Genomic DNA, 12489 nt, shown 5'->3' on the forward strand with positions numbered 1-12489 from the left:
CGGCGCCCAGAACCTTTTTCGGGGCAGTGACTTTTTCAGGAGAAACCCTATGGCATCGTTGAATTCGGCGGCCCTCGACCCACTTGACGGTTCCGTCGCCAAGCCGTCCTACGATCGTAGCCGGGTTACGCCGGGCATCGTGCATTTCGGCGTCGGGGGGTTTCATCGCGCTCATCAGGCGATGTATCTCGACGATCTCATGAATCGGGGCGAGGCGCTGGACTGGGGCATCGTCGGCGTCGGCGTGATGCCTGGCGATCGGCGCATGCAGGCCGCGCTCTCGGCCCAGGATCACCTGTATACCTTGGTGGTCAAGCATCCGGACGGCGAGTACCAGGCGCGGGTCATCGGTTCGATCATCGACTACCGTTACGCGCCGGATGATATCGAGGGCACCCTCGAGCTGCTGGCGGACCCCGAGATTCGTATCGTCTCGCTGACGGTGACCGAGGGGGGCTACAACTTCCACCACGTGACCGGCGAATTCGACCTCGGCAACGCGGACGTGCAGCACGATCTCGCCTCACCCCGGACCCCGAAGACGACGTTCGGCATCGTCGCCGAGGCGCTGGCCCGACGGCGGGAGCGCGGCATCGAGCCGTTCACGGTAATGTCTTGCGACAATATCCAGGGTAACGGCGAAGTCGCTCACAAGATGTTCGTGGCCTATGCCCGGGCGCGGGACGCGGAGCTGGGCGACTGGATCGATGCCAATGTCCACTTTCCCAATTCGATGGTCGATCGTATTACACCGGTGACGACCGAGGCGGATATCGAAGAGATTCATCAGCGCTTCGGTATCGAAGACCGCTGGCCCGTGGTGTGCGAGCCCTTCACGCAGTGGGTGCTGGAAGACCATTTCAACAGCGGTCGGCCGGTCTTCGATCAGGTTGGCGTGCCACTGGTCGAAGACGTGATGCCTTACGAGCTGATGAAGCTGCGCCTGCTCAATGCCAGTCACCAGGCGTTGACCTATTTCGGCTATCTGGCCGGCTATCGCTACGCCCACGAGGTGTGCCAGGACCCGCTGTTCGTCGACTTCCTGCTCGACTACATGAACCGGGAGGGCACGCCCACCCTGCGGCCGGTGCCAGGGGTCGATCTCGACGACTACAAACGTACCCTGATCGCGCGCTTTGCCAATCCGGAGATCAAGGACACCCTGGCGCGGCTGTGCGCCGAAAGCTCGGACCGCATTCCCAAGTGGTTGCTGCCGGTGATCCGGGAGCAGCTGGCGCAGGGTGGAGAGATGCATCGCAGCGCGGCGGTCGTGGCCAGCTGGGCACGCTATGCCGAAGGTGTCGACGAGCGGGGCGAGCCGATCACCGTCGTCGACCGGCTCAAGGACGAATTGATGGCGATTGCCAAGCGCAATCGCGACGAGCCGACTGCCTTCATCGAGAATCGTCAGCTGTTCGGCGATCTGGCCGACGACGAGCGTTTTCGTGCGGCCTATCTCGATGCCTTGGAGCGGCTCTACCGCGACGGCGCGCGTGGCTGCGTCGAGCATCTCGTCGCCGGTTGACCCCAGTGGCTGGCGGCGTAAGGTCGGCGTTCGCGCCGGCCTTCAACGCGGTACGGAATCGGAACTGATCAAGGGATGGATACGATGTATATCGGCGTGGATTGTGGCACGCAGAGCACCAAGGTCGTGGTGGTCGATGGTGACGACGGTCGCATCGTAGGTGAGGCTTCTCGTCCCCACCAGCTGGAGCAGGGCGACCACGGCCGGCGGGAGCAGCGGGTCGAAGAGTGGACCGAGGCATTTCGCGGCGCGCTCGACGAGGCTCTGGGCGATGCCGGCGTGAAGGCGGATGCTATCCGGGCGATCGGTATTTCCGGCCAGCAGCATGGCATGGTGGCGCTGGACGGCGATGGCGTGCCGGTGCACCCGGCCAAGCTCTGGAACGACACCGAGACTGCCGAGTGGAACGCGCGGCTGATCGAGCAGCTCGGCGGCGAACAGGGCTGCATCGACAAGCTCGGGCTGGTGCTGCAGACCGGCTACACCGCCTCCAAGATCGCCTGGCTGCGGGAAACGCATCCTGACGCCTATCGGCGGATCGCCACGCTGCTGCTGCCGCACGACTATCTCAATTTCTGGCTGACGGGTGAGCGGGTGGCCGAACCGGGCGATGCTTCGGGTACCGGCTACTTCGATACACGCACGCGAACCTGGCGCCGCGACGTTTTCTCGATCATCGCGCCGGAGCTCGACGCCGACCTCGTGCTGCCGAGACTGATCGATTCCCGCGAGGTAGTGGGGAAGGTGCGCCCGGAGCTGGCGCGCGAGCTGGGGCTCAGCGATGACGTGCTCGTCTCCAGCGGTGGTGGCGACAACATGATGGGCGCCATTGGCACCGGCAACATCGCGCCGGGCCGGGTCACGATCAGTCTGGGGACCTCCGGCACCATCGCCGTTCACTCTTCCGATCCGGTGGTGCCGGACAACGCCATGGTGGCGAACTTCTGCGCCAGCCATGATGGCTGGCTACCGCTGATCTGCACTATGAACGTGACCTCGGCGACGACCACGCTGCGAGAGCTGGTCGGGCTCGATATCGACGGTTTCAATCGTGCCGTGGCCAAGGCCGAACCGGGCGCCGGTGGCATTACGCTGTTGCCGTTCTTCAGCGGCGAACGGGTGCCGGCACTGCCGCAGGCGCAGGCGAGCATGAGCGGCATGACCAGCTTCAACACCACCCCGGAGAACCTGTGTCGTGCCGCTGTCGAAAGCGCGACGTTCGGGCTGCGCTACGGCCTGGAACTGCTCGGGCCGCTGGCCAGCCAGGCAACCCAGATCCGCCTGGTCGGCGGCGGCGCGAAGAGCCCGATCTGGCGTCAGATCGTCGCCGACGTTCTCGATATTGAAGTCGTCTGCCCGAAGGTTACCGAGGCGGCGGCGTTCGGCGGCGCGATCCAGGCCCGCTGGTGCGATGATCGCGAGTCCAGAGTGGCGCTGGACGATCTCTGCCAGCACTGGGTGCGCCTGGACGAATCCACGCTGACTCGCCCTCAACCGGAAACCGTCGCCCGCTATCACGGTATCTACCGACGTTACCGGGAGGCGCTGAGCCGCGAGCACGGTATCGCCTGAGACTCTTGCTGGAAGTATCGCCCCGGCGACGTTGAAATCACCGCGGGGCTCCCTCATAGAGGGGACGTGCGGTGACTTTCTTGCCGGTCTTTGCTCGCCCGATCTCCCGTGCAACCGTGAACGAGCCTGGCACCGTCCAACTCGAAACTCGATGTGGGTCACGGCGACCGTCACGCATCGGTGTTATGCTTTTAGAATCAGGATTGCGAAGGGATGCAATCACACGCTACGACGATGGAGTGACTCATGACGCAGCAACTCGACTCTCTCAAACAGCTTTCCATGGTGGTTGCCGACACCGGTGATCTGGATGCCATCCGCCGCTATCAGCCGCACGACGCGACCACCAATCCGTCTCTGATTCTCAAGGCCTTCGATCTCGAAGGTTATCAGGCGCTGATCGACGAGACGCTGGCCGCGGTGAAGTCGGAAGTGTCCGATGCCGACGCCCGTGTCGAGGATGCGGTCGATCGTCTCTGCGTGGCGATCGGCACCGAGATCACCAAGATCATTCCTGGCCGTGTCTCCACCGAAGTGGCCGCCAAGCTCTCCTTCGACGAGGAAGCCAGCTTCGAGAAGGCCCATCATCTGATCAAGCTTTACGAGAAACAGGGCGTCTCCAAGGACCGCGTGCTGATCAAGCTCGCTTCCACCTGGGAAGGCATTCGCGCTGCCGAAAGGCTCGAGAAGGAAGGCATCAAGTGCAACCTGACGCTGCTCTTTTCCGATGCCCAGGCGCGTGCCTGTTTCGAAGCCGGCGTCTATCTGATCTCACCCTTCGTCGGCCGCGTCACCGATTGGTACAAGAAATCCACCGGCACCGAATCCTACGCGCCAGACGAGGACCCGGGCGTCAAGTTCGTCCGCGGCGTGTGCGACTACGCCAGCCAGTACGGCTACAAGACAGTGGTCATGGGCGCCAGCTTCCGCAACACCGATCAGATTCTGGCGCTGGCCGGCTGTAATCGCCTGACCATTTCGCCGGCGCTGCTCGAAGAGCTCTCCTCCGCGGAAGGGGAAGTGACACGCAAGATCACCGACGAGGGTAGCGGCACCGAGCGTCTCGATCCGATCGGAGAAGCGCAGTTCCGCTGGGAGCACAACGAGGACGCCATGGCGACCGAGAAGCTGGCCGAGGGTATCCGCACCTTCGCCGCCGACCAGAAGAAGCTGGAAGGCTTGCTGGCCAAGCGTTTGGGTTGATAGCCCTTGGGCTGACTTCTCATCGCTGTCTCGAAATGAAAACACCCGGCCATATGCCGGGTGTTTTTTCGTGGGTAGTTAGGATTCGTCTGATTCGCTGGCGGAGAGCCTGTCACTGATCGTGCATTAGCGATCCTCACCGTTGATTGACGAGGGGGCTTAACGCTCGCCCCCTCGCCGCTCCCCCTCTTTTGGCGTCGCAAGACCGCGAATCCCGGTATGAGAATGCGCCTGCGCTTAGGGTCGGCGCGCACGGACATCCTTGTCCTGGCGCGCCTCGCGCGACATCCCTGTCGCGCGACCCGGCTTGGCGCTTCTCATCCCGCGCGGTCTTGGAGACGCCGGGAGGCAAATTCTAGCCTCTAGATCTACGACTGTTCAGCAATCAGGCCTTCCATACGTCCGCCAGAATCTCGTAGGACTTCACCCGTTCGGCGTGATCAAAACAGTCGGTGTTGACCATGATCTCGTCGGCGCCGGTCTGTTCGAGCAGGTTCTCCAGTTGCTGCCGCACGCTCTCCGGCCCGCCGACCACGGCGGCCCCCAGATTCTGAGAGACCATGGCCTGCTCCTGTGGCGACCAGTCGAGGTTTTCCACCGGTGGCAGGGTGCGCGTACTTTTGCCGCGAATCAGATTGAGAAATTTCTGCTGCTGCGTGGTGGCGAGAAAGCGGGCGCGCTCGTCGGTGTCGGCAGCGACCAGTGGAATCCCGATCATGGCGTGGGGATTGTCGAGCACTCCCGGCTGGAAACCCTCGCGATAGAGGTGCAGTGCCTCGATCATGTAGCCGGGAGCGAACTGCCCGGCGAACGCGAACGGAAGGCCGAGTCTGGCAGCGAGTTGGGCACTGTAGCCACTGGAGCCAAGCAGCCAGATGGGCACGTGGGTGCCTTCACCGGGAATCGCGCGCACGCGCTGGCCGGGCACGCTGTCGCCCAGGTAACGGCGCAGTTCATCGAGGCGATCGGGGAAATCGTTGACGCCGGCGCGCGGGTCGCGACGCATCGCCTGCATGGTGATCCCGTCGGACCCCGGCGCACGGCCCAGGCCGAGATCGATCCGATCCGGGTAGAGCGTGGCCAGCGTGCCGAACTGTTCGGCGATCGCCAGCGGCGGATGGTTGGGCAACATGATGCCGCCGCTGCCGACGCGAAGCGTCGAGGTGGCGCCCGCGATATGGCCGATCAACACGCTGGTCGCCGCGCTGGCGATCCCGTCGATGTTGTGGTGCTCGGCCAGCCAGTAACGGTTGTAGCCGAGTCGTTCGGTCTGTTGGGCCAGGTCGACGCTGTGACGGAAGGTCTCCGCCGCGGTACCGTCGCGCGTGATCGGTGCCAGGTCCAGCACCGAGAGAGGAATATCGGCAAGTCGTGACATGAGCGTTCTCGTCAAGAAATGGGTGGACGCTCGTTAGCGCCCTCATGATCCCTATCATGAGGGCGCCAGAGACGAATGCAACCGATTCCACCGCCGCCGATCTCCGCGCTGCCTCCGGGTTGCTCGGACGTTCGAACGAGGCGTGCGCCTAGATCTCATTCAGCAGAGCCTGAATGTCCTGACGACGCCCGGCATCGGCCGTCTCCCTGCCGGGGCGCGGCGCTGCTGCCATGGCCTTCTCGATGGCCTGGCGGGCCTTCGCATCGTCGCCCTGATCGTGGAGGAAGTCGGCCCAGAAGTAGTTGCTGTCGATCCCGTCGGGATTGAGGCTCAAACCTTTCCGCAGCAGCTGTCGCGCCTTGTCGTCGTCACCGAAGCTGATGGGCCAGCCGGGCACCTGGTGATAGAGCGTCCCCAGGCTGGTATACGCCGAACCGCTCAGCGTCGTCGGATCGATCGACAGCGCCTGCTCGAACTCGGCACGGGCCTCCTTGACCTGCGATAGGGCGCTTAGACCGCCCTCCGCGCCTGCCTGAGAGCCACGAATGATACCCGCCCAGGTGTGTAGTTCTGCACTTTTGGGTTGTGCTTCAAGTAAAGCCTGAGCGCGCTGATAGAGTTGCTCGAAGGCATCGGCACGCCGCGCTTCCGGCGTCTGGTACTGAATGTTGGCCCAGCGGCTCTGGAGTTCATGCAGGCCCGCGGCGACCGTCGCTGCCGAGACCGCGGTCGATGCCGAAGCCGTCAAAGGTTGTGCCGCCAACACCATGGGGCTGTCGGTAAGCGCGATCCCTGCCGTCGAGGCGAGAACCATGGCGAGAACCATGGCCTTCAAAGAGTGCTGTGCTGTCATGGTGATCTCCCTGTGCGGGTCAGGACGACGTGGAAGGACGACGCGCATGTTGCTGGATCGTTGGAAGCTGCTTTTTGAGCGCGCGATCGACGAGGCCTGGCAGCATGCCGTTAAGCTTGACCAGCAGGCACTCCGGCCAGCCAAGTTGTCGATCACGAGCATGCTTCTCGATGCCGCGGATGACGCTCGCGGCGACGTGAGCGGGTTCGTCCACGTGGTTGCCCAGCGCGGTGTTGAGGGCATCGGCGCGGTCACTGTTCATGCTCGTGCGGGTGGCACGAGGCGAGATATGCAGCACCTGGATCGGCGTATCGGCTAGCTCTCGACGCAAGGCCTGACTGAATCCGCGCAAGGCGAACTTGGTCGTGCAGTAGGCGGTATAGCCCGGGTGGCCAATCGCCCCGAAAGCAGATCCGAGGTTGACGATCCAGGCGCTATTTTCGTGCAGCAGTCGCGGTAGCAGCGCCTGAGTGAGCAGCAGGGTGGCTGTTACGTTGAGGTCCACCATCGACGATATCGCCGCCGGAGACTGCTCGTCGAAGAGGCCGAAATGATTCACCCCGGCGGCGTTGATCAGCATGTCGATTCGTGCGCCATCGGCGGCCTCGACGATCCTGCGACGCTCATCTGGTGCCGTCAGGTCGGCGGGGAGCGCACGAATGCGCTCGGGCGCGAGCGCTGCCAGGTCTCTCAGCACGCTGGCGTTACGCCCCACGATCAGCATCTGGGCGCCGCGCTGGGCCAGCAGTGTCACGAGTTCCCGTCCGATGCCGCCACTGGCGCCCGTGACCAGGATGCGGCGATCAGACCAACGCATGGCTCAGGCCCTCATGACTGGCGACGTCGCCGGCAGCCCGCTGAAGATTGCGGAACATGGCACCGTAGAGGCGATAGACCATGTTGGCGGAATCGATGATGGCCTGTAGGTCGGCGGGGTCTTCGAGCCGGTTGATCTGTTCCTCGAAGAACGCCAGATGCCCGATATCGAGGCTGCCGTGGGATTCGAGGTAGCGAAAGGCGTTGGCCGGGAGTCCGGCACCGTCGCGCATCTGCTCGGCGGCTTGGGTGGCGATGGCGGTACTGGTGCCCTCCAGCACGTGCACCATGCCGAAGAAGCCGACCGGGTTGTCGTAGGCTATGACATCACGGATGTAGCGCACCATCAATTCGGTAGCCGGCGCGGGTGTCGCACTGGCGACGGCATCGGCATCGCCCCCAATGGCGCGAATATCGTCCAGAATCCACTCCTGGTGGCCGTACTCCTCCTCAATGTATTCCACCAGCGCGCCACGCAACCATTCGAGGCGAGCCGGCAGGCGCGCCCCGCAGGCCATCATCAGCGGCACCGTCTGCTTGACGTGGTGATAGGCCTGTTCCAGAAACGCGAGATAGATGTCGCGCGTGATGTTGCCCTCCAGCGCCCGGCGAATGACCGGCGTGTCGAGCAGCCATTGGCGATGACTGGCAGTGGCTTGCTGCAGTTTTTCATAGTGGGACATGATGTCGTCTCCTGAGGCGTAAGCGGATGTCTTACACATCCGCCGGTGGATAGACCGGGCTCGTAAGCCAGGTGTGGTAATGGTTGACCAACGCGTCACGGCGCAGTCGGCCATTGGCGGTTGCTAGACCGTTTTGTGCAGTAAAGGGGGCGCTGCGTTGCCACAGTGAGACGCGCGCGTAATCGGGCAACCGGGCATTGGCTCGCGCCACGGCGTCTTCGATTTGGCGATCGTTGACCCAGTCGCCTCGCGGCACCAACAAGGCACGATTGAAGGACTGCGCTTCACCGCTCACCCAGGCCTGGGCAAGCGCGGGTTCTGCGGTCAATTCAGCCTCGACCCAGGCCGGATCGACATTGCGGCCATAGGCGGTGATGAAGACCTGGCGATGACGTCCCTTGAGCCTCAGGTCATCGCCATCCCATTCACCTAGGTCGCCCGTGGGCCAGACCGTGGGCGCCGGGCCGCTGTCACCCAGGTAGCCCAGCATCACATTGCCCCGAACCAGCACCTCGCCATCTTCGGACAGGCTCACCTCCGCATGAGGCAATGGTCTGCCCACGCGACCGGGTCGATGTTCACTGGGACGCGCTTCACCGGGACGATTGAGTGTGACGACGGACGCGCACTCGGAAAGGCCGTATCCTTCGAACACCGGCCAGCCTGCGGCTTCCGCGCGCGCCAGGAGCGCGGGCGACACCGTGGCCCCGCCGACCGCGAAGAAACGGCCAAAGCCGATGGGCCCATCGCCTTGCTGGGTGAGTAACGCCGAAAGCAGTTGCGGCACCAGAATGAGACTGTCCGGCGCGTGATCGGTAATGACCTGCCAGCCGAGGGCGCTATCGAAACCACTTGCCCCCAGCCAGCCGAGTGCCCCCAAGGAGGGCAGTGTGACGCTGCCGCCCAGCCATAGTGGGGCGTAGATGCCACCGATGTTCTCCAGCAGCGTCGCCAGCGGGAGTATTGCCAGGTGTCGGCGCACCTCGACGCTAGCGGCGATCTCGGCGAGACTCTCGGCGACGACGAGCTGATTGTCGCTACTCAGGCAGACGCCTTTGGGTGTGCCGCTGGTGCCCGAGGTGAAGGTGATCTTGTGCGTGCCTTCGGGTAAGTCTGGAAGTGACGAGACACCGCGGCGCTGCCAGAGCGTGGCGTCTCTGGTGTTCGTGGAGCCGCTGGTGTCTGTGATAGCCACGAAGCCCGATGCCGTCGCCACGGACGGCGTCCCGATCAGCGTATCCAGACCTGCCTGATCGACCACGTGGGCTAGCTGTGACGGCGCAAAAAAGCCGGGTAGCGGCACGCTGACGATGGCTTCCTGCATCATCGCGAGATCCCACAGTACCCAGTCGACGCCATTATCGAGGGCCAATCCGACGCGCTGACTACCGAGTTGACGTAGCTGCTGTGCGCGGGATTCGACGAGCGTCATCAGTTCGCCGTAATCGATCGACCGGGTCTCGTCCTCCAGGGCGACACGGTTCGCGTCGGTCTTCCCCAGCGTCCACAAATGGTCCAGAAAGCGCTCACGCATGATCGGTATCCTTGAGAAGCGGGGCAGCGGCGGGCACGGTGTTGATGATCGTGCGGTCGCCAGCCGGGGCGAGGCGATGCCAGGCGGCAAGCAAGTCGCCACCCATGACCCAGGGGCGGTGCAGGTAATAATTGCCCCAGTCGCCTTGCGCGGAACCCAAGCGGGTCGGGTTGGCCTCCGCGAGACGATGGACGTCTAGGCCAAGGCGTCGAAACCCATTGCGAACGGTTGCCGTTGCGGTGAATGCCAGCCACCGGCACTCCTCGGCAACGAGCGAGGCAACCAGTGCTCGAATCAGCGGGATCGTCATGCCAGGCCGACGAGCGGCCAGATTGCCGATTTCCGCCAATGCCGTGCGATCGACCTGGGTCTCCAGAACGGCGGAGAGGGCCTGCTCGATGGGCGTTTCCAGGTAGTGCTCTAGAAACAGCGGGGATGCGTCGGCTCGACGCACGCCGACGGCAGCCTGCAGTTGATCTTGCTCCCACAGCCCGTAGAGATGCGGTGCGAACTGGGCGATCGAAGCGCCATGCTGCTGCCGGTAGGTATCCGCGATGAAGTGCTCGAGCGTGGCTCGCTCCTGACTGTTCCGACTTTCACGCCAGATGATGTTCGCCGCTGGGGCAGATAAACCCGCCATCGATAGCCCTCCACCCAATATGATGAGGGCGAGATTGAGGCACAAAGGCTTAACGAAGACTTACGTCGAGGGAACTTTCGTTTGACATCCCGTTGACTCGCCAAGGGCTGCGAGGTAGACCCGGAGCGGCCGCAGAGAGTGGAGGCTTCGTCTACACTGTTGGCGTCAGAGGCAATCAGCACAATCAAAAGGGGACGACATGCCCAAATTCGGCAAGCAAGGCGTATTCATCGTCTCGGCGCTGGTGATAGTGGCGATCGTGGCCGTTGGTGCCATTTTCCCGACGGGATTCGGGAATATCGCCAATTCGGCACTGGGTGCGACCACTCACTACTTTGGATGGTTCTATCTGATCTCCGTATTCGGATTCGTGATTTTTCTGGTGGGGCTGGCATTCAGCAAGTACGGAAAAATTCGCCTGGGTCCCCAGGACAGTAAACCGACCTATGGCTTCTTTTCCTGGGTGAGCATGCTGTTGGCGGCAGGGTTCGGCGTCGGCCTGGTGTTCTATGGCATGGCGGAACCGATGACCCATTACATGACGCCGCCTTATGGCGACGTGGCGCCGGAATCCGCTGAATCCGCGCGTTACGCGATCCAGTACGCGTTCTTCAACTGGGGTATCCACCAGTGGGCGGCATTCTCTGTCGTCGGTCTGATCATCGCCTATTACCAGTTCCGCAAGGGACAGGCCGGCATGGTTTCCAATGTGCTGTCGTCGGTAACGGCCAAACGCCCGAAACTGCGTCGGCTCGGGCCGATCCTCGACATCTTCGCCGTCGTCGCGACGGTGATGGGTGTGGCGACTTCCATTGGTCTAGCCGTTCTTCAGATCAATGGCGGCCTACATTCGGTATTCAATGTTCCCGAAAACATGATGTGGCAGTTCATCATCATGGGGGCGATGTTCGTCTGCTACATGATCTCGGCAACCTCGGGTCTGGACAAAGGCATCAAGAATCTGTCCAACCTCAACCTGATCATCTGCTTCGCATTGATGTTCTACATCCTGTTCACGGGTCCGACCATTGCGATTCTCGAGACCATCACGCTGGGCATCGGTGATTATCTACAGAACTTCATCGGCATGAGCCTGCGGATGTCGCCTTACGACGATAGCCAATGGGCGTCCAACTGGACGATATTCTACTGGGCATGGGTCATTGCCTGGTCACCGTTCGTGGGTACCTTCGTGGCCCGGATCTCGCGTGGTCGCACCATCAAGCAGTACGTTTTTGGCGTGCTCGTCGTGCCGCCGCTGCTGGCCTGTCTGTGGATCGGCGTCTTCGGTGGTGCCGCCATCCAGATGGAGATGAACAGCGATGCCGGTCTGGCACAGGCGACCTCGGACAACATTACCTCGGCGCTGTTCCAGATGTTCGATCTGATGCCGTTCTCGAACGTGCTGTCGGTGGTCGCACTCTGTCTGATCTTCATTTTCCTGGTGACCTCGGCGGACTCCGCGACCTACATCGTGTCGCAGATGACCGATAACGGCTCGCTCAATCCGCCGCTGATGAAGCGGATCATCTGGGGAGTGCTGATCGCCGCGATCTGCCTGACACTGCTTTCGGCAGGCGGCGAGAACGGGCTCAAGGGACTGCAGTCGGCATCGGTACTGGCAGCGTTACCCTTCACGTTCATTCTCTACGGGATGATATTCGTGACGCTGAAAGAGCTTCGTGCCGATCGCAAGGCGATGCTGACCGCGTTGTATCGCCGCCACAGCGATACGCCGGTAGGGGCCGATGCCTTCGAAGCCGAAGAACTGGCAGACGAGGACCGTTACCGTCGCGCGCCGGATATCAAGAATCGTCGTATCAACCCGCGCTGACCGATAGCGCTGTCGACCACGGCCCCGATCCGAACAGGATCGGGGCCGTTTTGTGTCTAGGCCGGCCCTCGGTGGCGGGTCAGGTCAGCCAATTTCAGACGTAAGGGTGGAGAAATAGGTCGAAACGACCTAATTTGATACCGGATTGAACAGTCTGCTAACAGACTGGAGACTCAATTTGAGAGGCGTGCCGCCGTTAACACCATAATGACGAATTGCGGAGCCTGCCCATGCCCCCCGCCTTGAAGCCTTCTCGCCAGCTGCACCATGGTGCGACTCGACGCGCGACCGTGCCTTCCGATTCCCGAGTCGACCGCTGGCTCAACCTGCTGGTAAGCGTGTTCGTGACCACGGCGCTGGTCGTCGGCAGCGTGGCGCTGCTCGTCACGCTGCTGTTTCAATGAAGTCGGCGATTGCCGCCACTGCCTGAAAGGCTGACAGCCCCGCCTGC

At 62.6% G+C, this 12489-nt stretch carries 11 protein-coding genes; 5 read left to right on the forward strand and 6 right to left on the reverse strand.

All coding sequences use genetic code 11. The annotated features are described in order from the left end of the window. The first annotated feature begins 49 nt into the window (after positions 1–49). From BTW07_RS07910 to tal, 3 genes are all read left to right on the forward strand, one after another. Positions 50–1525 carry a mannitol dehydrogenase family protein gene (locus BTW07_RS07910; RefSeq protein WP_075569614.1) on the forward strand — a complete coding sequence of 492 codons (1476 nt, stop codon included), beginning with the start codon at positions 50–52 and terminating at the stop codon, positions 1523–1525. Between the two features lie 84 nt (positions 1526–1609). Beyond that, a complete protein-coding gene (gene xylB / locus BTW07_RS07915; protein ID WP_075569615.1) occupies positions 1610–3097 on the forward strand; it encodes a xylulokinase in 1488 nt (495 codons plus the stop codon). A gap of 246 nt (positions 3098–3343) precedes the next feature. Further along, positions 3344–4300, forward strand: coding sequence for a transaldolase (tal, locus tag BTW07_RS07920; protein WP_075569616.1), 957 nt, complete (start codon positions 3344–3346; stop codon positions 4298–4300). Between the two features lie 385 nt (positions 4301–4685). On the opposite strand, the gene BTW07_RS07925 is transcribed toward tal, so the two are convergent. The 6 genes from BTW07_RS07925 to BTW07_RS07950 all read right to left on the reverse strand — a co-directional run bounded on the left by BTW07_RS07925 (position 4686) and on the right by BTW07_RS07950 (position 10204). Next, positions 4686–5678 carry an LLM class flavin-dependent oxidoreductase gene (locus tag BTW07_RS07925; RefSeq protein WP_075569617.1) on the reverse strand — a complete coding sequence of 331 codons (993 nt, stop codon included), beginning with the start codon at positions 5676–5678 and terminating at the stop codon, positions 4686–4688. A 148-nt stretch (positions 5679–5826) separates the two neighbouring features. Continuing rightward, complete coding sequence (locus BTW07_RS07930; protein ID WP_232823851.1) at positions 5827–6531, reverse strand: tetratricopeptide repeat protein; 705 nt, start codon at positions 6529–6531, stop codon at positions 5827–5829. Positions 6532–6550: 19 nt separating this feature from the next. After that, complete coding sequence (locus BTW07_RS07935; RefSeq protein ID WP_075569618.1) at positions 6551–7348, reverse strand: SDR family oxidoreductase; 798 nt, start codon at positions 7346–7348, stop codon at positions 6551–6553. Further along, positions 7335–8030, reverse strand: coding sequence for an iron-containing redox enzyme family protein (locus BTW07_RS07940; protein WP_075569619.1), 696 nt, complete (start codon positions 8028–8030; stop codon positions 7335–7337). The genes BTW07_RS07935 and BTW07_RS07940 overlap by 14 nt, the downstream gene beginning before the upstream one ends. 31 nt (positions 8031–8061) lie before the next feature. After that, complete coding sequence (locus BTW07_RS07945) at positions 8062–9564, reverse strand: AMP-binding protein (RefSeq protein WP_075569620.1); 1503 nt, start codon at positions 9562–9564, stop codon at positions 8062–8064. Beyond that, a complete protein-coding gene (locus tag BTW07_RS07950) occupies positions 9557–10204 on the reverse strand; it encodes a thermostable hemolysin (protein WP_075569621.1) in 648 nt (215 codons plus the stop codon). Before BTW07_RS07950 ends, BTW07_RS07945 begins: the two co-directional genes overlap by 8 nt. Before the next feature lie 199 nt (positions 10205–10403). Between BTW07_RS07950 and BTW07_RS07955 the strand changes: the two genes are divergently transcribed. Then, positions 10404–12038, forward strand: a complete 1635-nt coding sequence (locus BTW07_RS07955) for a BCCT family transporter (protein WP_075569622.1) — start codon at positions 10404–10406, stop codon at positions 12036–12038. 230 nt (positions 12039–12268) lie between these two features. Next, a complete protein-coding gene (locus tag BTW07_RS20000; protein WP_167369280.1) occupies positions 12269–12442 on the forward strand; it encodes a hypothetical protein in 174 nt (57 codons plus the stop codon). Positions 12443–12489 lie beyond the last annotated feature (47 nt).

The organism is Salinicola socius (genome assembly GCF_001937195.1).
GTDB classification, from domain to species: Bacteria; Pseudomonadota; Gammaproteobacteria; order Pseudomonadales; family Halomonadaceae; genus Salinicola; species Salinicola socius.